Origin of the sequence: Phascolarctobacterium sp. (assembly GCF_030531065.1) — a bacterium.
Taxonomy (GTDB): Bacteria; Bacillota; Negativicutes; order Acidaminococcales; family Acidaminococcaceae; genus Phascolarctobacterium_A.
This window is the reverse complement of record NZ_JAUNOQ010000002.1, coordinates 1-23,466: the sequence shown is the minus strand read 5'-3', so window position 1 is coordinate 23,466 and position 23,466 is coordinate 1. Positions and strand designations below refer to the sequence as shown.

The following is a 23,466-nucleotide window of genomic DNA, read 5'->3' as shown; positions in this document are numbered from 1 at the left end:
CATGAGTAAAGGAACCTGGGATATTATTCGCTCTAAATATGTGGCTTCCGCCGTTCGTGCCGACCAGTACCCCCGCGATAAAATGATCGAGGCGGCGTTTATCGGCCGCAGTAATGTTGGCAAGTCGTCTTTAATCAATTCGCTGTGCCGCCGCAACGGCCTGGCGCGTGTCAGCGCTACGCCGGGCAAGACGCAGACTATAAATTTTTACGAGCTGGAGGCTAAGCGCGTCAGCGAGGGCATGGACGAACGCGCCAGATTTTATCTGGTAGATCTGCCCGGGTACGGCTTCGCCCGCACCAACCGCAATAATAAGGAGCAATGGTCCGGTTTCATCAGCAAATATCTTTCTGAAAGCGAAAACCTAGGGCTGGTGTGCCAGCTTATCGATATTCGCCATAAACCCATGGACAGCGATCTGGAATGCTACCATTGGCTCAAAAGCTGCGGCCTGAAGGTGCAGATAGTGCTGACCAAGGCCGATAAGCTTTCCAAAAGCGCGGCTATGGCGCAGCGGGCTTTGTTCATGCGGGAAATGGGGCTGGGCAATCAGGATATCATCGCCTATTCCTCCACGCAGCACACTGCCCGCGGCGAGCTCATCGGCCGTATTATGGACGTGCTCGCATCGGACGTAACGGTGGAAGAATAGACGGCGTATCCGCTTGTAGACCGTAAGTTTTATCCTGAGGAGTTGGCGAAAATGCTTGTGAATCGTTTGCTGTTATTCGTTACCGCCCTGTGCCTTGGGCGGCTGCTGCAAAGCGCGCACCTGCCCATCCCTTTTTTGTTGGGAGGCTTGCTGACAGCGGTTGCTTGTAAAACCCTGGCGCAGCGCGTGAGCGTCAGCTGGCCGAAGCAGTGGCGCGAATACGCTTTAATGGTCGCCGGGTACGGCATAGGCTCGGTGTTCACGGCGGATACGTGGCGCAGCTTTTTAGACGAATTGAGCGGCGTCGTCGAAGCGACGGTAGTGATTTTAGCCGCCAGTATGGCGTTGGCGTGGGCGGCGTCGCGCATTTCTCACGAAAACCTTAAAAGCTGCATTATGGGCATGCTGCCCGGCGGCATGACGCTTTCCATGCTGATGGCGGAGGAAGATAAAGAAATTAACCCCAACGCTGTGATGGTCATGCAGGTTATCCGCCTGCTGGGCGTGGTTATTACGGTGCCGTTTTTGGTAATCTGGCTGTTGGACGCGCAGGTGGTGGGCAGCAGCGTCGCCCTGCCTAACAGGGGCGGCGTGCATTGGCTGGTTTTTGTGCCCTTGGTTATACTGGGCAGCTTTGTGGCCGTCAAAACGCATTTGCCGACGCCGCGCCTTTTAGGCCCGATTTTGGCGACGGCGGCGTTCGCCGTTTATGCCGACGGCGTGCAGCCCGTGCCGTTCTGGCTCATGGCCCCGGCGCAGGTCAGCATCGGTTTGTTCATGGGCATGCAGCTGGACGCCGGGCGCATTGCCAAAACCAAGGGCGTGGTGCCGCTGGTGCTGGTGGGTACGGCGCTTTTAATCGTCGTCAGCATCGGTATGGCTAACGTGTTGAGCGAGCGTTACGGCTTTAGCTTAATTACGGCTTTCCTGGCCATGGCTCCCGGCGGCATTGCCGAAATGTCGCTGGCGGGCATGAGCATGGGCGAAAACGTTTCCATTATTTTGACGTACCAGCTTGTGCGCGTGCTGGTCATCAATATCTGCGTGCCGCCGCTTTTGGGTTGGATGTTTCCGCATAAAGAAGTAGCAGGTTAAAGATTGGACCGCCGCGGTCGCAGTTTTGCGGGCGCGGCGGTTTTTGACGTTAAAGTTTTTATTGTCCTTGATATGTCTTGGAAGAAGTTGAGTTCGATGATATAATTATAAAAAGGGGGCGAAGGCAATGTGTACGGGACAGGATTTATTCAATATCGCTGAAGAAATTAAGCAAGAAGCATTAAAGATGTGTCCAGATATAGAAAAAATTATCTTGTACGGGTCTTATGCTCGCGGCGATAATACTTTTGATTCCGATATGGATATTATGATCGTTATAAACGATACGCAAGAAAATGTCAAAAAATATCGTAAACAGTTTAGCGTAATTGCCGCTTCTGTTGGGATGAAGTATGATGTTTTGCTTTCTGTGTTATTCAGGGATAAAACGAATTTTGAAGAGAAGGCCAAGTATATGCCATTCTATCAAAATGTTATTAAAGAAGGGATAGAGTGGTATGGACGAGCAGCATAGGGCGTTATCAAAGCATAGGTTTGCGCAAGCGGAACGTTCGCTTGCTTCCGCTAAGCTACTTATAGCGAACGGCGATTTTGAAGGAGCGGCTAATAGGACTTACTATGCTGTTTTTCATGCTTTGCGTAGCGTACTGGCCTTAGATAAAAAAGATTTCAGTAAGCATGCAGGAGTTATATCCTATTTTAGAAGAGAGTATATAAAAAGCGGGATTTTTCCTGTAGAAGCTTCTGTTATCATAGGTGACGCTTTTGATATTCGTAGTGATAGCGACTACGACGATTATTATGAAGTTACTGAAGAAGAAATTAGAAGTTTGCTCGACAGTGTAGAAACACTACTGGGCTGGATTGAGACATATCTATGCGAACGCTGGTAAGGAAGCGTGAATAATAAATAAGAGTCTTTGGGGAACCGAAGGCTCTTATTATTTTTTGCCTTAGCGGCAGGAGATTGGCCGAGAGCGTAGAAATTATAAACGAGACACTAAAGGAGGCGATAGAATGAAATCCATTAATAAGCAACACTTGCTGTACTCTCAAAAGAACCATAAACGTAACAGGGGGGGACAAGCGCCTGCGCAGGCTTAAAAGGCTTGGCGCTTTCCGTAACTTTGGGCTTGCTCTTGGCGACAGGTTTTGCCAATGGGTTGGCGTTCGCCGGTGTAGTAAAAGATGATGGAGGCCAAACTGTAATTGCTACTGGAAGTGGCAATGGCTCCCCTACTGCTGAGGGCAATAATTCGATAGCTATAGGTAATAGTGCAACTTCAAATGGGAATAGGTCTGTTGCCATCGGCATGACAGCTGAATCTAAAGGAAATTGGAGTTTAGCTTTAGGGCAAGGAAGTAAGTCTATTGGTAATCATTCTGTTGCTATGGGTAATTTTTCTGAAGCTAGAGGAGCGTCAAGTTTAGCTTTCGGCGCAAACAGTAAGGCCCATAATATGCTGGCTGTAGCGTTAGGCGAGGGTACAAAAGTAACGGCTAATTATGGTTTGGCGCTAGGCGCTGGTACTAGCGTAACTGCTAGTAGTAGCGTGGCGATTGGCTTTAGGAGCGAAGCGACGGAGAGCGATACTGTATCGTTTGGCAACAACAATACTAAACGTCGTTTGGTCAACGTAGCGGCGGGAACGTCGGATACCGATGCGGTGAACGTGGGGCAGCTTAACACAGCGGTTGCAAACGAAAAAACAGAACGTATAGCAGCGATAAACGCAGAAGCGACTGCGCGCGAGACCGCTGACGCGCGTTTAGAGCAAAGAGTGGACGATATGGAGCGCGGCATTGACGGACGTTTTGACAAGCTGGATAGCAAGATAGATAAGGTGGGCGCGGGAGCGGCCGCGTTAGCCGCACTGCATCCTTTAGATTACGACCCGGACGATAAGCTTAATTTTGCAGTCGGCTTAGGCAATTACCGTGGCGAGCAGGCGGCGGCCTTAGGCGCATTTTACCGTCCTGACGAAACGATTATGCTCAGCGTGGGCGGAACCATGGGTAATAACGACAATATGGTAAATTTAGGCGTGTCCTTCGCGCTGGACGGCAGGCGTGCTAAAGCTAAGGAAAGCAGAGCTAAGCTGGAAGCAAAATTAGAAAATATGAGCGGCGAGCTGGCCGAGGTTAAGGCGCAGCTGGCTTTGCTGATGCAGCAACAGGAAGCAAAACAATAACGCAACACTCAGGGCGCAGAAAATTTTAAAAAAATTTTTCTGCGCCTTTGGCTATGCGCTGATGTAAAATCTATGTAAAGCCGCATGGTTGCAGGCTTTGCAGGCTACGCTGCAAATATCGGGACATAAAAAGACCCTGCTGGACAAAATTGCGCCAGCGTGTTATACTATAACCATGTTAAGGAAGCTTAACAAATAAGGTACGAAAGGAAGTAAGGCTCATGTCTTTTGATAAATTCGTAGAAACCCTGTGCAGCTTTAAATGGTACATGATTCACTAATTAAGGGAGGTTGAGTATTATGCTGGAAAGCTTCGTTAAAGCATTATATGAATTGAACTTCTACTACATTCACTAATAGGCGGTATTTAACAAAATGCATATAGGTATACTTTAAAAGCGCTGGCTGTTGTGGCTGGGCGCTTTTTTGTTATGCGTTGCACGCAGCGCCGCCTATAAAACGCCTATCCATATACAGTCGCAAGCAGTAAAAATAGAAAAGTAAAAATTTTTCTCAAAAATGGTTGACAAAACAAATAGTAATGAGTATAATTAACTTAACAAGTTGATATTGAGATTACAGGTGCGCGAGCTTAATAGAGAAGCCGGTGTAAGTCCGGCACGGTCCCGCCGCTGTAACGTGGAGCGTATCTTGTTGATGCCACTGGAAATCCATCTGGGAAGGTAAGATATGCGAGGAAGCGAAGCCAGAAGAACTGCCTGTAAGATACATCGTCGTTTGACCTGCGAGAGACGGGGAGAGATGTCGTAAAGATAAAGTGATTTGTTTCGCTTTACTTCTGTATGATATTTCACCGTTTTTCAATAGTCCCGCCCGTAATGGGTTAACAGGGTACTTTGAAAAGCGGTTTTCTGTTTCTATATGCTTTAAGGTCGCGTGATGGCTGTGACCTTAAAAAGCGCCAGAGCCATCGATGTTTTGCAATGCGCTTGTTCGCGGTACTGGACACACCGCGCGTTTTCAAATCCCATTCTCAAATTTTTCTTTTAGCTGAAAGCATTTCCTTTCTCCTCTCAGGTGTTGCGGCGTAGGGGTGCGCCGCATTACCGAATTTCCTGCCATCACTTTTTTGTGGTGGCTTCTTTTTTTGCCGCCAAGGGAGGTTTTGAATATGAAAGAATTATATTTAGCAGGTAAGATTGACGAGCTGCTGCAAGCCTTTACCGGTATGAAGGGCGTCGAAACGCTGACCGCCGGGCGGGCTAAGGCCAGCGGTAATTTAGAAGCAAGGTGCGTGCGCTTGCAGTATAACCCCAAAAAAACAGATATTTGCGAGCTGCTCAAAAAATATTTTGACGAAGGCGTTAACGCTTACATAATAGCGGAAGACCCGTTGGAGCAGGCCGCGGTTATCTACAGTTCCGCCGAAGACGTACCGCAAATCGAATATTACGCCCGCTTTATGCAGAGCCGCGGCCACGAACCGGGAGCGGCGCTGGGCAATCTGATTGTGAACGATTCCATTCCCGAAGGAGCGGAAATCCGCAGGATGCAGGTCAATTACGGACGCTTGCAGGAATTTACCGCCGATTGATTGTTTTATTTAGTTATATACGGCCTGGACAACCGTGACCGTGTATATAAATGCTGTTTGCTTCTTAAAATCTATCCAAGCAAGGATACGGCGATGTCCCTGATGACCGGGTGAGAGCGGTCGGATCTTACGCCGTACCGGCAGAAAAGATTTAGCTGGAGGTGATAAGCGTTTTCGCTTGCTGCTGCGGCGTATAGCTGCGGTAATGATTATTTTATTAAAGGAGGATTATTCTGAATGGCTGATGAACAACAAAAATCTACAGCTGTTGTCGACGGCGAAAGACCGTTGACTGACAAAGAACTGGAAGCAATGTTGCGTAAGTCAGAGAAAGTAACCGAATTTCCGGAGGTAACTTTCGACGAATTTACCGAACCTACTTGGGATGAGTGGGTGGAGGCCTGCAACGCTTTGCTGAAGGGCAAACCCTTCGACAAGATCATGTATACCAAAAACTACGAGGGGATTACCTTCGAACCCATTTATACCCGTAAAGTTACCGACCCCATCCTGCCGACCGACGATTATCCCGGCATGGGCGACTTCCTGCGCGGTTCTACCGTTAACGGCTATGTACACGAGCCCTGGGGCATTGCGCAAGCCTGCGACGAAACCTTGCCGTCTGAAAACAACGAGCTGCTGAAAGAAGAAATCGCTAAAGGCTCCACCGTTTATAATATTAAACTGGACAGCGCTACCTTAAACGGCGTCGACGTTAAAGATGCCGAAAAACTCGGCGATACCGGCGTAAACCTGACCACCGTAGAGGATATGAGCGTACTGCTCAACGGTTTGGATCTGAAAAAATATCCTATTATGATTTACGCAGGCGCAGGCGCTAAAGGCATGCTGGCGCTGACTGCCGCAGCTTTGAATGCAGCAGGCAAGGATGTTAAGACCTTGAAGGGCGTTATCGGCGCCGACCCGATCGGCGAACTGGTAAAATCCGGCAAGACCGCTACTTCCCTGTCCGCTTTGTACGACGAAATGGCTGAAAGCATTAAATATGCTCGCGCCAACGCTCCTGAATTGCGCACTGTTTTTGTCAACAGCGACGTTTACACCAACGGCGGCGCAGACGCAGTACAAGAAGTAGCTTATACCTTTGCTACCGCTGTCGAATACGTGCGCGAAATGCAAAAACGCGGCGTTGAACTGCACGATATTGCCAAATCCCTGTACTTCTGCTTTAACCAAGGCGCTAACTTCTTCATGGAAATCGCCAAACTGCGCGCCCTGCGCATGATTTGGGCTGCTATTATGCAAGCCTTCGGCGCAGAGGAGGCAGACCGCGCTATTATGGTACATGGCCGCAGCGCACGCTTCACCAAGACAGTTATCGACCCGTACGTTAATATGTTGCGTAACTGCACGCAAACCTTCTCCAGCGTTGTCGGCGGCGTAAATACCTACGACAATCCGCCGTTCGACGAATTGATCCGCAAGGGCGACGTTTTCTCCCGCCGTATCGCGCGTAACCTGCACGTAATGCTGCAAGAAGAATTCGGCATGCTGAGCCCGATCGACGCTGCCGGCGGAAGCTGGGGCGTAGAAACCCTGACCAAGCAAATCGCCGAAAAGATTTGGGCCGAATTCCAGAAGATCGAAGAAAAGGGCGGCATCGTTGCAGCTCTCAAAGCCGGTTATCCGCAAGCGCAGGTTGCCGACGTTTTGGCTAAACGCTTCAAAGCTTTGGAAATGCGCAGCGACCGCGCCGTTGGCGTAAATATGTACCCCAACATGACCGAAGAGCCGCTGGAACGCCGCGAAGAGGATACCCCGAAACTGAAGAAAGAGCGCGAAGCAGCAGTAGCCGCTTACGTTGCCGATATCGACACCAATTATCTGGCAGGCAAACTGGCTAGCGTAGAAACCGTTGCAGGCGCTATCGAAGCCTTCTCCAATGGCGCAACTATCGGCCAGGTAGCCGCAGCAGGCTGCAAAGCCGAGCCTATCGAAGAAGTGGAAGCTATCGCCGCCCATCACTGGACCGAGCGTTATGAAGCTTTGCGTTTCGATACCGAAAAATACATGAAGGAAACCGGCAAGAACGTCGAAGTATTCCTGGCTAACATGGGCCCCATCCCACAGCACAAGGCGCGTGCAGATTTCTCCACCTCCTTCCTGCAGGTTGGCGAATTTAATGTTCATCTGAACAACGGCTTCCAGGACGACGAGGGCAAACCCGGTTCTCGCTATGAAAAGTGCGTAGCGGCTTTGAAAGCCGGCGTCGACGAGAGCGGCACTCCTTATGACGTAGCCGTAATCTGTTCCACCGACGCTACTTATCCGGAGGACGTTCCGGCATTGGCTCCGATGATTAAGGAAGCTTGCCCGAATATTACCCTGTTCCTGGCCGGCGCAGCGCCGAAGGATTTGGAACCGGTTTATAAAGAAGCCGGCGTCGACGACTTTATCAGCGTAAAAGCTAACTGCTTCGCTACCTTGAAAATGCTGCAAAAGAAGAAGGGGATGATTGAATAATGAGCATTAATCCGGATTTCACTAAAGTTGCCCTTCCTGATCATCCTTCCTGTTCTTATGACGAATGGAAGAAAAACCTGGAAGCTAAAATGGGCGAGAATTACGACGCCCTTTACGATACCACCTTGGAACGTATTCCCAAAGCTCCGCTGTACACCAAGGATATCTACGATAAATGCAATCATTTGGACTTTATGAGCGGTATTCCTCCGTTCCTGCGCGGGCCTTATTCCACCATGTACGTATTCCGTCCGTGGACTGTACGCCAATACGCAGGTTTCTCCACTGCGGAAGAATCCAACGCTTTCTACCGCCGCAACCTGGCGGCAGGCCAAAAAGGCTTGTCCATCGCGTTCGACTTGCCGACCCACCGCGGCTACGACGCCGATAACCCGCGCGTAGTCGGCGACGTTGGTAAAGCAGGCGTATCCGTTTGCTCCATGCTCGATATGAACATCCTGTTCTCCGGTATTCCTCTGGATCAGATGTCCGTATCCATGACCATGAACGGCGCGGTATTGCCCATCCTGGCATTCTTCATCGTTTCCGGCGAAGAGCAGGGCGTTGATAAATCCATCATGGCAGGTACTATCCAAAACGATATTCTGAAGGAATTCATGGTTCGTAATACTTACATTTACCCGCCTGCGATGTCCATGCGTATCATCGGCGATATTTTCGAATACACCACTAAATACATGCCGAAATTCAACAGCATTTCCATTTCCGGTTACCACATTCAGGAATGCGGCGCTACCTGCGATTTGGAATTGGGCTACACTTTGGCAGACGGCATGGAATATATCCGTACCGGCGAAGCCGCAGGCCTGCCTGTCGACGCCTTTGCTAAGCGTCTGTCCTTCTTCTGGGATATGGGCAAAAACTACTTCATGGAAGTTGCCAAAATGCGCGCCGCTCGCGTATTGTGGGCTAAGATTCTTAAGAGCTTCGGCGCTAAGAACCCGAAATCTATGGCTCTGCGTACCCACAGCCAAACCTCCGGCTGGTCCCTCACCGAGCAGGATCCGTTCAACAATATTTCCCGTACCTGTATGGAAGCTATGTCCGCGGCTTTGGGCCATACCCAATCCCTGCACACCAACGCTTTGGACGAAGCCATCGCTTTGCCGACCGACTTCTCCGCACGTTTGGCGCGCAATACCCAGCTGTACATTCAGGACGAAACCAAAGTCTGCAAGATTATCGACCCGTGGGGCGGCTCCTACTATGTGGAATACCTCACCAACGAAATCATTCGCCGCGCCTGGGCGCATATCCAGGAAGTCGAAGCTTTGGGCGGCATGGCCAAAGCTATCGCTACCGGCCTGCCTAAGATGCGTATCGAAGAATGCGCGGCCCGCCGCCAGGCTAATATCGACAGCGGCAAGGAAACCATTGTCGGTCTGAACAAATACCGTCTGGCGAAAGAAGATCCGCTGAACGTATTGTCCATTGATAATACCGCAGTACGTAACGCGCAGATTAAACGTCTGGAAAAACTGAGAGCTGAACGCGACGGCGAAAAGGTTCAACGCGATCTGGAAGCTATTACGCGCGCAGCAGAAAGCCGCGACAACGGCAACCTGTTGGAGATGGCCGTACAAGCAGCCCGCGACCGCGCTTCCCTGGGCGAAATTTCCGACGCAGTCGAAAAAGTATCCGGTCGTTTCAACGCCGTTATCCATACCGTATCCGGCGTATATTCCAGCGAATTCAGCGGCAACGACGATATGGAACAAGCAACTAAGCTGGCCGACGAGTTCGAGAAAATTGAAGGCCGTCGTCCGCGTATCTTCCTGGCTAAGATGGGTCAGGACGGACATGACCGCGGTCAAAAAGTATTGGCAACCTCCTTTGCCGATATGGGCTGGACCGTCGACGTTGGCCCGTTGTTCCAGACTCCGGAAGAATCCGCGCAAGACGCCGTAGATAACGACGTAGATATGGTAGGCTTCTCCTCCCTGGCCGCAGGTCATAAGACCTTGCTGCCGGCCATCGTCGAGGAACTCAAAAAACGCGGCCGCGAAGATATCATGGTCTGCATCGGCGGCGTAATTCCTGCTCAGGACTACGACTTCTTGTACGAACACGGCGCAGCAGGCATCTTCGGGCCTGGCACCAATATTCCTAAATGCTGTATCCAGCTGCTGCAAATGCTGGTAGACCGCGCTAAAGCTGAGCAGGCTAACGAGTAGTAGGGACGAGGTGAGATAAATGCCTGAAACTGGTGAAAAAGACATTAGGCCGAGTTGGGTACCCCTGGAAAAAGACCCCAACTTTGCCTGCTCTGTGATGGGCGGGATCGACAGCGCCGTAAACGCTGTCTCAGAGGAGAAATATAACCCTGTGGATAAAATTAGGAAATTCCCCTTGAGGAAAAAACCTAGTCCTGAAGAGTTAATAAAAGGAGTCAGTGAGGGCGATCGTAAAACCTTATCCCAAGCTATTACGCTAATAGAAAGCAACGCTCCGAAGGATTTCGATAAGGCGCAGCGCGTGCTGCAAGCACTGTTGCCGCGCACCGGCAAAGCCTTGCGCATCGGTATTTCCGGCGTGCCTGGCGCAGGTAAAAGTACCTTCATTGAATCCTTTGGACAAATGCTGTGCCGTCAGGGCTATAAGGTCGCGGTTCTGGCCGTCGACCCTACCAGCTCTATCACCGGCGGTTCTATTTTGGGCGATAAAACGCGCATGCAAATGCTTTCCCGCGAGCCTAACTGTTTCATCCGTCCGTCCCCGGCCAAGGGCACTTTGGGCGGCGTAGCGCGTAAGAGCCGCGAAACCATGCTTTTGTGCGAAGCTGCGGGCTGCGACGTTATTCTGGTGGAAACCGTAGGCGTAGGCCAGTCTGAAATCACGGTCCGCTCCATGGTCGACTTCTTCATGCTCATAGTGCTTACGGGAGCTGGCGACGATTTGCAGGGCATCAAGAAAGGCATTATGGAAGTTGCCGACGCTATCGTGGTCAATAAAGCCGATGGCGACAACCTGCCTAAGGCCATCGTTACCCAGGGCGAATACGAGCGCATGATCGAATTCATCCGTCCGGCGACGGAAGGCTGGAAGACGCACGCTTACCGTTGCTCTGCTGTAACCAAAGAAGGCTTGCTGGAGCTGTGGGCTGTGATGAAGCACTTTGAAAAGCTGACGAAAGAATCCGGCGCTTTTGAAAGGCGGCGTAAATCGCAGACCTTGTCCTGGGTTAACAGCATGATCGACGAACATCTGCATAATCTCTTCTTTGAGGACCCCATGATTAAAGGGCGTTTGCCAGCGGTTATGGAAGCCGCCGTCAACGGCGTAGTTTCTCCCAGTCAGGCCGTTACCGAATTGATTCGCGCTTTTGATATCGACAGGGCGGCAGTTCGGCATTACGACAGCCAAAAATAACCAGCGTTTACTTGTACTAGAAAGCGGAGCGATAGCTCCGCTTTCTTTGCTTGGCAAGCTTATTAGCACTAAATATCGCAAGAAAAAATTCAATAAAATCTTCTTTAGAGCCTTGACATTCTTAATGATAATGAGTATAATTAAAACATCAAATCAATATTTCGTGTAAGGCGCTAATTGGTGTAAATCCAGACGGTCCCGCCGCTGTAACAGGCTTGCCTGAAGTCAGCAAAGCGTTATACACAAGCATATGCTTGGCCTGCGAGCGACAGGAGAGATGTTAACAGATAAGGTGCTGTTTATGTGAGAGTGGCAGTTCCCTTAAATGAGCGCATTAAACCGCTTCTGCTTGCAGGAGCGGTTTTTTATCGACTAAGCAAGCGGGACGAAATATTGATTTCCCAAAATCTACTGGAACATAAGCAAACCGGACATTTGCTTTTGCATATTATTCATATGCTGTTCTGATAATCTCTTATCAATTCTCCTTATCCTTCTCCTCCATTTTATGTTAGCTTGTTACAGGGGTGTGGCAATGCTAAGCAGTAAAAAAGCCGCCGTACGGGCGGTTTTTTTACTATTATGCCTAAAAAGGTATACTGATCCATGAAATATAAGCATTGGACAAGAAAGCAGCGGACAGTTAAAATATGAATATCAATAGAAGTATGGTTATGATTTTGCGATAATAAGAAAGAAGGACAAAGCGATGAACAAACCTTACATTATTTGCCATATGATGACTGCCGTAGATGGGCGTATTGACTGCGCTATGACGGAAAAGCTGGCGGGAGTTAAAGAATATTATGCAACTTTGAATGCGCTGCAAGTAACCGCTACGTTGAGCGGGAAAGTGACGGCGCAATTGGAAATGGCTTTGCCCGGCAGCTTTCAGAGCGTTAATAGCGAAGCGTTGGACAAGAAATATTTTTCTAAAGCCGTCGCCGCAGAACATTATGAAATAGTTGTCGATACTAAAGGCAGCCTTTTGTGGGACGAGCGCGGCGCGTCGAGGCCGCTGATCGTTATTACAGGCGAGCAGGTTAGCAAAGAATATCTGGCTTATTTGAACGCGCGCAAGATTTCCTGGATAGCTTGCGGTAAAGAAAAAATTGATTTGGCGGGCGCGATGGAAATTTTACGCCGGGAATTTGGCGTTGAGCGTTTAGCTATCGTTGGCGGCGGCGCGATTAACGCCGGATTTTTAGACGCGGGGCTGCTGGATGAAATTAGCATTTTGCTTGCTCCCGGCATCGACGGGCGCAAGGGCATGACGGCAGCGTTTGACGGGCTGCCTATGGACAGGGAGCCGTTCGCGCTGAAATTGTCCAAGGTTACGACCTATGACGACGGCGCGGTTTGGCTGCGTTATTTGGTTAGCGTTAAATAGGAGGTTAAAAAATGTTAGGTAATTTTGCTTATTGCAACCCTACAAAACTTTATTTTGGTCAAGATTCCTTGCAGTCTTTGTATACGGAGTTGCCGAAGTACGGCGACAATGTAGTTTTGGTTTACGGCGGCGGCTCAATTAAGAAGAACGGCATTTATGACGCTGTGAGGGAAATTTTGCAAAAGAACGGCAAAAACGTCGCCGAAATTTCCGGCGTTATGCCCAACCCGACTTTGACAAAACTGTACGAAGGCATGGAGATAGCCAGAAAGCATAAAGCTGATTTTCTTTTGGCTGTCGGCGGCGGTTCCGTCTGCGATTATACTAAAGCGTTGGCCGTTTCGGTGCATTGCGGTGAAGACCCGTGGGAAAAATACTACGCGCGCTTTGAAGAACCCGATTGTCCAATCGTTCCTTTGGGCTGCGTGCTGACGATGGTGGGCACAGGCTCGGAAATGAACGCAGGCGCTGTAATTACCAACACAAAAACGAAGCAGAAGATAGGGCATGTCTTTGCCGACGAAGCGGTGATGCCCAGGTTTTCTGTTTTAAATCCGCAGTTTACCCTTACGCTGCCGCATTATCAGATGGTCGCCGGCATTTATGATATTTTTAATCATATCTGCGAGCAATATTTTTGCGGCGAGGACGACAATACCAGCGATTACATCAGCGAAGGGCTGATGCGCTCGCTGTTGCACGCCAGCCGCATTGCTAATAAGGATACGCAAAATTACGAGGCTAGAAGCAATATTATGTGGACCGCTACCTGGGCGCTGAACACTTTGGTGGGCAAGGGCAAGAGCGGCGATTGGATGGTGCATATGCTGGGGCAGTCCGTCGGCGGGCACACCAACGCTACGCATGGCATGACGCTGGCGGCTGTTTCGCTTCCCTATTACCGTTATATTATGCAGTACGGATTGCCCAAATTCAAGCGCTTCGCCATGAATGTGTGGGGCGTAGCGCCGGAAGGCAAGAGCGATGTGCAAATTGCCGAAGAAGGCTTGGCCGCTATGGAAGCGTGGATGAAGGAATTGGGCTTGGCGATGAATATCACCGAGCTGGGCGCTAACGCGGAAATGATAGACGCGATTGCGGATACGACCATTGTGCTGACCGGCGGCTATAAGGTTTTACAAAGGGAAGAAATTGTCGCTGTTTTAAAGGCCAGCTTATAAAAATAACGGCGCTTGTCCGCACAGCGCCGCGTAGTAAAAAAGATATACAGACTAGTTATCAGGACGGCTTGCGCGCGCAGGCCGTCCTTTTGGCTTTTTTGTGATAAAGATTGCTTTGCCGCCGCGCGTGTCACAAAAATATAAAATATGCTGCCGTAAAGTATGCTATAATATCGTTAGCTTCAATATTTATTTTGCTTTAGAGAGGGGCGTTGGCGTGTATAAATTCGCTTTATCGCGGCAGTTTTTTAGAGACGTATGGTATTTGACTAAAAGCTATTGGCAGTCCGAGGAAAAGAAGAAGGCTTTCTTCCTTTTGGGCTGCATCATTTCCCTGACGCTGGGCATAGTTTATATGCTGGTGCTGCTCAATCAATGGAACAACAGCTTTTACAGCGCTTTACAGAATTACGAAACGGAAAAGATTTTTGACGAGCTGCTGCATTTTTCCTGGCTGGCGGCCATCTACATTATTTTGGCCGTGTATTCCTACTATTTGCAGCAGACGCTGATTTTGCACTGGCGCCGTTGGCTGACTAATCGTTTTATCGATATCTGGCTGAAAAATAAAACCTACTACCATTTGCAGATGTTCGGCAAGGACACGGATAACCCCGACCAGCGTATCAGCGAGGACGTGCGCCTGTTTGTGGAAATGACGCTGAGCTTCAGCGTGGGCCTGCTCAAGGCCTTCTGCACCTTTGCTTCCTTTGTAGTTATTTTGTATAAGATGTCCGGCCCCTTTACTATGCAGCTCTTAGGGCATAGCTGGACTATTGAAGGCTATCTGTTCTGGGCGGCGCTGATTTATTCCATCATCGGCACTTATATTACGCATATTGTGGGCCGCAAGCTGGTACAGTTGAATTTTATTCAACAGCGCTACGAGGCTGATTTTCGTTTCAGCATGATTCGCCTGCGCGAGAGCGCCGAAAGCGTCGCCTTCTACCGGGGCGAGGGCCAGGAGGGCGTGGTTTTTAAGGACCGCTTCAAGCTGCTGCTGGAGAATTTCTGGAAGCTGGTTAATAAGCAGAAGCAGCTGGTGTGGCTGAACTCCGGCTATTCGCAGATCGCCATTATTTTTCCGTTTGTGGCGGCCATGAACCGTTATTTGAGCAAGGAATTTACTTTAGGCGGCTTGATGCAGGTATCCAGCGCCTTTGGCAATGTGCAGGGTGCGCTGTCGTATTTTGTGGATATGTACACCAGCATTGCGCAATGGCAGGCGGTGGTAATGCGTTTGACTTATTTCGGCAGGCATATGCAGGAGGTTTCCGCCGACGCGGAGCGTTTCCACCTGGAGCGTTTCGCTACCTCGGCGGCTGTTAGCGCGGAAAACATGCAGGTGAATTTGCCTGACGGCTCGCCGCTGCTGCAGAATATTTGCTTTAAGCTGGAGCCGGGGAAGAACGTGCTGATTAAAGGCGTCAGCGGCAGCGGCAAGAGTACCTTGCTGCGCGCGGTGGCAGGTATCTGGCCCTTTGTTGAAGGCAAGATAAATCTGCCCAAGACCGACGAGCTGATGTTTATTCCGCAGAAGCCTTACCTGCCTTTGGGCACGCTGCGCGAGGCTTTGCTGTATCCGGGGACTAAGCCGGTGAGCGACGAAGCGCTGAAGCGGTTGATGGAAACCTGCCAGATTGGTTATTTGCAGGATAAGCTGGACATGGCGGCCGATTGGAGCCATGTTTTATCCGTCGGCGAACAGCAGCGACTGGCGTTTGTACGCGCCCACATCCAGCAGCCTATCTGGCTGTTTCTAGATGAGGCGACTTCGGCGCTGGATGAGGAGACGGAGGCGGCAATGTACCGGCTGCTGGCGGAACGTCTGCCGCAGACTACGGTGGTCAGCGTCGGCCATCGCAGCACTTTGAATAAATTCCATCAACTACAATTATATTTGGACAAAAATGCGCGCAGCGCGCGTTTAGGCGAGCTGCACGAGACGGGTCGTTGAAGAATATGGACGTCAGTTAAAGGATTGCTTACCGCTATGCATGAAAGCAGACGGATTATGGATTTGCTTTTGTGTTGCTCATGCAGAATTTTTAATTTGCATTTCGCAATATTTGACAACTAACCTATAAATATTGTATAATTAAGCCGTAAATAGTGTAAACCAGCATAAGCTGTGCTTTGGCACACTAAATATCAAGCAAAAGGAGAGAACGCAAATGTTACCTTTGCAAATAAAACCGGATATTTACGACGTTGGCGTACAGGATTGGGCTGTGCGCGATTTTCACGGCTACAAGACGGAGCGCGGCGCAACCTATAATTCTTATTTGCTTATGGATGAGAAGATTACGCTGATCGATACGGTTAAAGCTCCCTTTGCCGAGGAGCTGTTGCGCAATATCAGCCAGGTAACGCCGCTGGAAAGCGTGGATTATATAGTTATCAATCATGTGGAGCCGGATCATTCGGGCGCAATGCCCGCGCTGGCTAAGGCCTGCCCTAACGCTAAATTTATTATTTCCATGGCGGGCAAGAACGAGGCCATCCAGCATTACGGCGATATATTTGATTTTACGGTAGTGAAGGACGGCGCGACGCTGAATATCGGCAAGCGCAATTTGACCTTCGCTATGATGACGATGCTGCACTGGCCCGATAATATGGCTACTTACTGCGCGGAAGAAAAAATTTTGTTTTCCAACGACGCTTTCGGCCAGCATTACGCTACCAGCAAGCGTTTTGACGACGAGGTGGACCAGGGCGAGCTGTTTTATGAAGCGCAGAAATATTTCGCCAATATTCTGTGGCCCTACGCCAAGCTGATTGGCAAGGCTTTGGCAAAGCTGGGCGGTTTGGATATTAAGCTGATTGCGCCCTCTCACGGCGTTATCTGGCGCAGCGGCATTGCCGATATTTTGGCCTGCTACGGCAAGTGGGGGCAGGGCGTGTGCGACGGCAGCCTGGTTATCGCCTACGACAGTATGTGGGGCGGCACGGAAAAGCTGGCCCGCGCTATCGCCAGAGGCGCGCAGCGCGCAGGCATAGTGGTTAAGGTGTTCAAGCTCAGTCAGACGCCTAACAGCACCGTTGCTGCCGAGCTGTTTACGGCGTCCGGCCTGCTGGTGGGCTCGCCTACCCTGAACAGCGGCATGATGCCCTCCATGGGGTCCTTCCTGACCTATATTAAGGGCTTGGCTCCGGTCGGCAAAAAAGCAGCTTCCTTCGGTACCTTTGGCTGGGCCGGAGGCGCGCAGAAGGATATGGAAGAAATGCTGGGTAAATTTGTGCCGGAGGTGCTGCCGGGCTATCAATGCAAATGGACGCCGCAGACCGTAAATTTAGACGCGGCCGAGCAATTTGGTTATGATTTTGCCCAGGAGCTGTTGGAAAAAAATCAGAATAGCGCAGACTGCCAATGCTGACGCCTGCGTGCAGAGAAAAGTCGTTTGTAAAATTTTTATGAAAAGCGTATTTGAGTCAAAAACTAATATCATAAAAAGCTTTTTTAGTGTATAATATAAATAACTAAGTAGTAAAGCGAGGTTGTGTGATGAATACTAAAGCTGAAAAGTTTAATAAATTTTTGGATGAAAAAGGCATTAAAGTATTTCAGGTGCAAGAGGTGGAAGGCGATCTGCATCCTGTAGTTTATCGTTCCGCTATGGAGGTTGAAGGCCAAAACCTGCCCACCATGCTGGTTATCGACGACAGCATTTATGTCATGCTGCAGGTTCGCGTTGGCGCCGGTCTGGTAAAAGAGGGTAATAAGGCTGCCGTTATGGAGCACCTCAACAAGCTGAATGAAAATTACAAGGTTTTCAAATATTATGCCGCTCCCAATGGCGACGTGGTTATCGAAAGCTGCATTCCTTCTACGGACGAGCAGTTCGTACCCGAAATGGTACACGCTGTTATCGACGTAGTGCTGAAGCACCTCATGGAAGAGTATTCCAAGCTGATGAAGACCGTTTGGTCCAACTAATTTCATAAATCCCGTTTTGTAATAAGGGGAGTAGCTGGCATGGGCCTGCCGCCCGTGTTTGCACAGCCGTCAGTACGATTTTTTAAATCCGGCTTGCGAGTAAATGGCGAGACTTTGTTATAGTAGATTTACTATGGCATCGTCTCGCTTTTTTATATTATTGGACGAAGGCTGCCGCCGCCATGCCGCGGTTTGCGGTCAAACCGGCAAGAAGCGGAGCTTTCTTGAGATAGATATTCAGCGATAAATTTTGCGGATTATTGGAGGTAGGAAAATGCAAAAGTATGGTTTAACTGCGGCTCAGGCTGCTGAAGCCCGCAAAAAGTATGGCGGCAACGCGCTGTCCGCGCCGCCGCGCGCTACCTTTTGGGATAAGCTGTGGGAAAATTTTCGGGACCCGATGATTAAGATTTTGCTGCTGGCTTTGCTGGTCAACGCGGCCTTTGCTTATCTAGGGCATGGCGATTGGCTGGAAACTGCGGGCATTTTTATGGCCATCATTTTAGCTACATTTGTTTCGACCTGGTCGGAATACAGCAATGAAAATGCTTTTCAAAAATTGCAGGAGGAAGCGGCTCGCATTCGCTGCCGCGTTTGGCGCGACGGCGAACCGCGGGAAATCGCCATTGACGATTTAGTGGCGGGGGACGCCGTTATTTTGCAGGCCGGCGATAAGGTGCCCGTGGACGGCGTGCTGCTGGAGGGTTCGCTAAAGCTGGACCAGGCGGCGTTGAACGGCGAAAGCGAGGAAGCCGCCAAAAGCGTAGCGCCCCAGGGCTTTGTTTGGGAAGCAGGCGGGACGGATTTTTTGGACGAGCACCGCTTGTACCGCGGCAGCGTAGTGGTAGAGGGCACAGGCGTAATGCAGGCTGTCAAGGTAGGCGACGCATCGGTCTATGGGCAGCTGACCAGGGAGCTGCAGGACGATGAGCGCGACAGCCCGCTGAAGCTGAAGCTGAAAGGGCTGGCGCGGCAGATAAGTAAATTCGGTTACGCCGGCGGCGTGCTGATTGCCGTGGCGGTGATGCTGCATAAGATGCTGCTGGCAGGCGGCTTTGCCGCTTATACTGCCAATATGACGCAGGTGGCGGGCGATTTGCTGCAGGCTGTTATTTTGGGCATTATTATTATCGTTATGGCAGTGCCCGAAGGGCTGCCGCTGATGATAGCCATTGTTTCTTCGCTGAATATGCGCAAAATGCTGAACGATAATGTTTTGGTGCGCAAATTGGTGGGCATTGAAACGGCCGGCAGTTTAAATTTGCTTTTTACGGATAAGACGGGTACAATAACTAAAGGAAAGCTGGAGGTAGTGCGCTTTTTGACCGGCGATATGCAGGAGTATGTCGGGTTTGGCGAGCTGCCGGAAAAAATTAAGGAACTGACCTATCAGCAGGTGGTTTTAAACACGTCGGCGGCGGTAACGGCGGGCAGTATTGTGGGCGGCAATATGACCGAGGCCGCGCTGAACAAGTATCTGGCTGATTACCGCATGGAGCGGACGCCGGAACGGATACGCTTTGTGCCTTTCAACAGCGCCAGCAAATATTCCTGGGCGCAGGTCAAGGGCAGCGGCGGTTCTTACTGCTTAGTCAAGGGAGCGCCGGAAAAGCTGCTGCTGCGCACCGCTTACTATTGGGCGCAGGACGGTAGCAGGCAGCCCTTTACCGCGGCTATGCAGCAGCGGTTGGAGAAACGGATGCTGGAGCTGGCCGGTCAGGCTATTCGTATGCTGGCGCTGTGTACTTACGAGGGAACGCCGGAGGACGACGCGCCGCAGGAGGGCTTGACGCTGGTGGGCGTAGTCGCTATCCGCGACGATGTGCGCCCGGAGGCGGCGGAAGCTATCGCCGCAGTGCAGGCGGCGGGGGTGCAGGTGGTGATGATTACGGGCGACCGCAAGGAAACTGCCGTAGCCATTGCCAAAGACGCGGGGCTTTTGCGCCGTCCGGAGGAAATTGTGTGGTCGTCGGCGGAGCTAGCCGCGCTGAGCGACGAGGAGGTTAAGCTGCTGCTGCCGCGTTTGCGGGTGGTAGCGCGGGCCTTGCCCATGGATAAATCGCGTTTGGTGCGCTTGTCCCAGGAGCTGAATCTGGTGGTGGGCATGACCGGCGACGGCGTGAACGATTCCCCGGCGCTGAAAAAGGCGGACGTTGGCTTTGCCATGGGCAGCGGTACGGAGGTCGCCAAGGAAGCGGGCGATATCGTTATCTTGGACGATAATTTCCTGAGTATCAAGAAAGCGATACTCTATGGCCGTACCATTTATAATTCTATCTGCAAATTTATTGTCTTTCAGCTGACGATAAACCTTTCGGCGGTCGCCATCAGCTTTATCGCTCCTTTTATCGGTATCGATAAGCCGTTGACGATTACGCAGATTTTGTGGATCAATCTGGTCATGGATACGCTGGCGGCTTTGGCCTTTGGCGGCGAGCCGGCTTTGGCCGAATATTTGCAGGAACGGCCTAAACGCCGCAGCGCGCCTCTCGTCAGCCGTGCAATGTTCGCCAGCATCGCTATGGGCGGCGCGTACATGACCTTGGTAGCCATTGCCTTTTTTAAAAGCGCCTGGGTGGACCATCTGTTCCGCGACGCGGCGGATCATATTTACACCTATACGGGCTTTTTCTGCGCCTACATTTTTATGGCGGTGGCCAACGGCTTTAACGTGCGCACGAAGGATTTGCAGCTGCTGAAAAATCTGGAGCTTAATAAAGGTTTTTTGCAGGTTATGGCGCTGATTGTGGCCATTCAGGTGCTGCTTACCTATGTGGGCGGCAGCATACTGCGTACAGCGCCGCTGAATGCGCAGGAATGGCTGGCAGTGATTTTCTGCGGCGTGTCCATAATAGCGGTGGACCTGCTGCGTAAGCTGCTGGCAAAGCGTAACGCTGAATAAAAATTTTAAATTTAAGTTTAAGGAAGTGAGTGTGAATTTTATGGACCCCTTTGGGTATCTACAGGAGCTGGTAATCGTTCTCTTATTGATTGGCGCTAACGGTATTCTGGCCATGATGGAAATGGCTTTGGTATCGGCACGCAGGAGCCGTATGGAGCAAATAGCGGAAAGCAGCAAGGGCGCGGCCTACATTTTGCAGCTGGCCCAGGACCCTACGGAATTTTTATCCACGGTGCAGATTGGCATTACGCTGGTTGGCATCGGCACGGGCGTATACAGCGGCGCGGCCTTTGCCGCGCCTTTGGCGGCTATGCTGCAGTATGTGCCGGGCATGGAGGCCTACGCCCGTCCTTTGGCCTACGGTTTGGTGGTAGCGTCAGTAACCTATTTGAGCATTATCTTTGGCGAGCTGATTCCCAAACGCTGCGCTATTAACAATCCGGAAACGCTGATTGTGCGCTGTTCGGCTTTGGTTAAGCTGTTGGTAACGGCGTTTAAGCCCTTTACTTTTTTGTTGAGCCTGTCTACGCGCTATCTTTTGCAGCTGCTGCATCTGGAACGGCAGGAGGAACAGCCGGTCAGCGAGGAGGAGCTGCGATTGCTGATTGAGCAGGGAGCCTCCCACGGCGTGTTTAATACGGAGGAAAAGCGGATTATGATCAGCGCTTTAGAGCTGGACAGCCTGCGGGTGAGCGCTATTATGACGCCGCGCACCAAAATCAGTTGGCTGGATGTGCGGGACGGTGACGCGGAGCATTTGGCGCAGATGAGCGAAAAGCGTTATTCGGCTTTTGTAGTAGCCGACGAGGACTTGGACCATGTGCTGGGTATCGTTTATACCAAGCGCTTTTTGCTGGGCGGTCTGGAGCAGCAGCGCTTCGATTTGGAGCAGCATATTCGCCAGCCCTTATACGTACCCGAAAATATGCGTATCGATACGCTGCTGAAAATGTTTCAGCAGGAGCGCATAAAAATTGCTTTAGTAGTGGATGAATTTGGCTCCATAGCCGGTATGGTAACGCTGCGCGACGTGGTGGAGCATCTGCTGGGTGACGTGCCGTCCTTTGACGAGGTAATCGAGCAGAAAATTGTCCAGCGCAGCAAGGATAGCTGGCTGGTGGACGGCCTGCTGCCCCTGAACCAGTTTATAGAGCATTTTGAGCTGGAGGAAACGGCGGCGGAGCAGGTGAGCAAAAGCTATAATACTGTGGGCGGCCTGATGGTTGCCCTTCTGGGGCATATCCCGCAAGAGGGCGAAAGCGTAACGCTGGCGTCCTGGAATTTGGAAATAGTGGATATGGACGGCAACCGTATCGATAAAATTTTAGTAAGCAAAGCAGACCTTGTATCAAGCTGATATAGCATAAATTAAAACCGGAGCAGTCACAGCATAGAGTTGCGATTGCTCCGGTTTTGTGTTAGGCGAGGCGCAGGCTGTGTTTACGCATAACTATTTAGCGGCGATTACGCGGGTCAGGGCGTCGATGTTGGCGCTCAGCTTATCGATTTTGCTTTCCATGCGCACGAGCAGGTAACAGCTCACCAGCATGGGGAAGCCGTAATCGGCGGCCGCGGTCAGCAGCTTGTCCAGCTCCATGAAAATCAGCTCCTTACAGCAGCTCGGTCATGTTGCAGGTGTGCATGCGCGTTTCCGCAATTTCGGGCAGCTCGCCGGAGGCGTTTTCAAAAACAGCCTGTTCGATAAGCACCTGCATAGCGGCCTGAGCCTCATCCAGAGTAACGTCCTCGCGGGGATTAGCCACGGTGATGATTTTCTTCTTATTTTGGTCGGTGGTGAATACTAATTGCAGTTCTTTTTCCATGGGTAGTTACCTCCTGATTATTGTACGTCTTCCAATTTTACTTTTTCGCTGACGTTGACGCTGTGAACCTGCGCAGCCATGAGGCCGCCCAGCGCGTTAGCAACCGCGACAATAGCTTCGTCAGAAGCTGCCGCTTTGATTTTGTTGTAGGTGCGGGCTTTGGTTTTGATGGAGCCGTCGTCATTGGTACCGTCCTCCACGTTTAAGATTAAAGAGCGTTTTTCGATGGTTTTGGTGATGGGCATGAGTAATCTTCCTTTCGTTTTGTTTTAGTTTTAGTGTGGGATTTACTGTGGCGTGCTGCCGTGTGGCAGCTGCTTGTAATCATACTTTTTCGTAAAGGCACGACTCGGTGCCCTTTAGGGTAAAAAGTATGCAAAAAGGGCCTTGAGCCGCTTGCCGGATTCCGCCGCCTAGCAGTTTCGTCCGCATAGGGAGACGGACGCTTAAAGTTCGCACAACCAGGGAAAGGCAGCTCGCCGCTCCTCGCAGACGAAGTAAGTCGCGTAGTACTACCATAGACTGTGCAAACAAAGCTTGCTTGCGCAGCCGGCGTGCGTTCCGGTCTGCGCGGCGCGTACTGCCGTAGGTAAAAAGAATTAACTAGGATAGGAAAAATAAATTCTGCATTACAGAAATGCGTGAACTACTATCACTCGCTAACCTTCTGCACCCCAAATGATATTGGGCTGCGTTCTTCCGACAGTATTGCATTGTCCGCTTACAAATAAAGAATTTTTTCTCTTAACCAGCATTTTTTGCTAAGCTTTTTTGTGCGGGCAAAAAAGCGTCGTTTGTCAAACTTTTCAAAAGTTTGCCCCTTTCTTGCAACTTCTTTCGGGGGCGAAAGACCTGCTAATAAAAGTCAAGTAAAATTTTCATAAGTTTTTAATCTCAAAAT

At 50.6% G+C, this 23,466-nt stretch carries 20 protein-coding genes and 2 riboswitches; of the genes, 16 read left to right on the top strand and 4 right to left on the bottom strand.

The window, feature by feature from the left end:
* Nucleotide 1 precedes the first annotated feature (1 nt).
* The 4 genes from yihA to Q4E64_RS01330 all read left to right on the top strand — a co-directional run bounded on the left by yihA (nt 2) and on the right by Q4E64_RS01330 (nt 2,601).
* Entirely contained in the window at nt 2–652 is a 651-nt protein-coding gene (gene yihA / locus Q4E64_RS01345; protein WP_303165864.1) for a ribosome biogenesis GTP-binding protein YihA/YsxC, read from the top strand.
* Nucleotides 653–703: 51 nt separating this feature from the next.
* Nucleotides 704–1,747 (top strand): AbrB family transcriptional regulator, encoded by a 1,044-nt coding sequence (locus tag Q4E64_RS01340; protein WP_303165863.1) that lies wholly within the window; start codon nt 704–706, stop codon nt 1,745–1,747.
* A gap of 127 nt (nt 1,748–1,874) precedes the next feature.
* Nucleotides 1,875–2,222, top strand: coding sequence for a nucleotidyltransferase domain-containing protein (locus Q4E64_RS01335; RefSeq protein ID WP_303165862.1), 348 nt, complete (start codon nt 1,875–1,877; stop codon nt 2,220–2,222).
* Entirely contained in the window at nt 2,206–2,601 is a 396-nt protein-coding gene (locus Q4E64_RS01330) for a HEPN domain-containing protein (protein WP_303165861.1), read from the top strand. Before Q4E64_RS01335 ends, Q4E64_RS01330 begins: the two co-directional genes overlap by 17 nt.
* Before the next feature lie 134 nt (nt 2,602–2,735).
* On the opposite strand, the gene Q4E64_RS01325 is transcribed toward Q4E64_RS01330, so the two are convergent.
* Nucleotides 2,736–3,023, bottom strand: coding sequence for a hypothetical protein (locus Q4E64_RS01325; protein WP_303165860.1), 288 nt, complete (start codon nt 3,021–3,023; stop codon nt 2,736–2,738).
* Between Q4E64_RS01325 and Q4E64_RS01320 the strand changes: the two genes are divergently transcribed.
* The 12 genes from Q4E64_RS01320 (at nt 2,917) to Q4E64_RS01265 (ending at nt 22,099) form a co-directional block, all read left to right on the top strand.
* Nucleotides 2,917–3,900, top strand: coding sequence for a YadA-like family protein (locus Q4E64_RS01320; RefSeq protein WP_368501476.1), 984 nt, complete (start codon nt 2,917–2,919; stop codon nt 3,898–3,900). The two genes, Q4E64_RS01325 and Q4E64_RS01320, sit on opposite strands and share 107 nt — an antisense overlap.
* Before the next feature lie 563 nt (nt 3,901–4,463).
* Nucleotides 4,464–4,638, top strand: a riboswitch (cobalamin riboswitch).
* A 394-nt stretch (nt 4,639–5,032) separates the two neighbouring features.
* Nucleotides 5,033–5,455, top strand: coding sequence for a hypothetical protein (locus tag Q4E64_RS01315; protein WP_303165858.1), 423 nt, complete (start codon nt 5,033–5,035; stop codon nt 5,453–5,455).
* 237 nt (nt 5,456–5,692) lie between these two features.
* Nucleotides 5,693–7,939, top strand: a complete 2,247-nt coding sequence (locus tag Q4E64_RS01310) for a methylmalonyl-CoA mutase family protein (RefSeq protein ID WP_303165857.1) — start codon at nt 5,693–5,695, stop codon at nt 7,937–7,939.
* The gene (scpA, locus tag Q4E64_RS01305; RefSeq protein WP_303165856.1) at nt 7,939–10,134 is read left to right on the top strand and encodes a methylmalonyl-CoA mutase; all 2,196 of its coding nucleotides are present in this window, start codon (nt 7,939–7,941) and stop codon (nt 10,132–10,134) included. Before Q4E64_RS01310 ends, scpA begins: the two co-directional genes overlap by 1 nt.
* Before the next feature lie 19 nt (nt 10,135–10,153).
* Nucleotides 10,154–11,329 carry a methylmalonyl Co-A mutase-associated GTPase MeaB gene (gene meaB, locus Q4E64_RS01300; protein ID WP_368501469.1) on the top strand — a complete coding sequence of 392 codons (1,176 nt, stop codon included), beginning with the start codon at nt 10,154–10,156 and terminating at the stop codon, nt 11,327–11,329.
* Nucleotides 11,330–11,479: 150 nt separating this feature from the next.
* Nucleotides 11,480–11,613, top strand: a riboswitch (adenosylcobalamin (AdoCbl) riboswitch).
* A 425-nt stretch (nt 11,614–12,038) separates the two neighbouring features.
* Nucleotides 12,039–12,719 carry a dihydrofolate reductase family protein gene (locus Q4E64_RS01295; protein WP_303165854.1) on the top strand — a complete coding sequence of 227 codons (681 nt, stop codon included), beginning with the start codon at nt 12,039–12,041 and terminating at the stop codon, nt 12,717–12,719.
* A gap of 11 nt (nt 12,720–12,730) precedes the next feature.
* A complete protein-coding gene (locus Q4E64_RS01290; protein ID WP_303165853.1) occupies nt 12,731–13,900 on the top strand; it encodes an iron-containing alcohol dehydrogenase in 1,170 nt (389 codons plus the stop codon).
* Between the two features lie 217 nt (nt 13,901–14,117).
* Nucleotides 14,118–15,857, top strand: coding sequence for an ABC transporter ATP-binding protein/permease (locus Q4E64_RS01285; protein WP_303165852.1), 1,740 nt, complete (start codon nt 14,118–14,120; stop codon nt 15,855–15,857).
* 217 nt (nt 15,858–16,074) lie between these two features.
* Entirely contained in the window at nt 16,075–17,280 is a 1,206-nt protein-coding gene (locus Q4E64_RS01280; protein WP_303165851.1) for an FprA family A-type flavoprotein, read from the top strand.
* Between the two features lie 128 nt (nt 17,281–17,408).
* Nucleotides 17,409–17,840, top strand: coding sequence for a YbjN domain-containing protein (locus tag Q4E64_RS01275; protein WP_303165850.1), 432 nt, complete (start codon nt 17,409–17,411; stop codon nt 17,838–17,840).
* A gap of 274 nt (nt 17,841–18,114) precedes the next feature.
* Nucleotides 18,115–20,742 (top strand): calcium-translocating P-type ATPase, PMCA-type, encoded by a 2,628-nt coding sequence (locus Q4E64_RS01270; RefSeq protein ID WP_303165849.1) that lies wholly within the window; start codon nt 18,115–18,117, stop codon nt 20,740–20,742.
* Between the two features lie 40 nt (nt 20,743–20,782).
* Nucleotides 20,783–22,099 (top strand): hemolysin family protein, encoded by a 1,317-nt coding sequence (locus Q4E64_RS01265; RefSeq protein WP_303166054.1) that lies wholly within the window; start codon nt 20,783–20,785, stop codon nt 22,097–22,099.
* Nucleotides 22,100–22,192: 93 nt separating this feature from the next.
* On the opposite strand, the gene Q4E64_RS01260 is transcribed toward Q4E64_RS01265, so the two are convergent.
* Genes Q4E64_RS01260 through Q4E64_RS01250 form a run of 3 tightly spaced genes read right to left on the bottom strand, consistent with a single transcriptional unit; the run spans nt 22,193 to nt 22,810 of the window.
* Nucleotides 22,193–22,339, bottom strand: a complete 147-nt coding sequence (locus Q4E64_RS01260) for a YvrJ family protein (protein WP_303165848.1) — start codon at nt 22,337–22,339, stop codon at nt 22,193–22,195.
* Between the two features lie 13 nt (nt 22,340–22,352).
* Nucleotides 22,353–22,565 carry a DUF2922 domain-containing protein gene (locus tag Q4E64_RS01255; RefSeq protein ID WP_303165847.1) on the bottom strand — a complete coding sequence of 71 codons (213 nt, stop codon included), beginning with the start codon at nt 22,563–22,565 and terminating at the stop codon, nt 22,353–22,355.
* Nucleotides 22,566–22,582: 17 nt separating this feature from the next.
* Nucleotides 22,583–22,810, bottom strand: coding sequence for a DUF1659 domain-containing protein (locus tag Q4E64_RS01250; RefSeq protein ID WP_303165846.1), 228 nt, complete (start codon nt 22,808–22,810; stop codon nt 22,583–22,585).
* Nucleotides 22,811–23,466 lie beyond the last annotated feature (656 nt).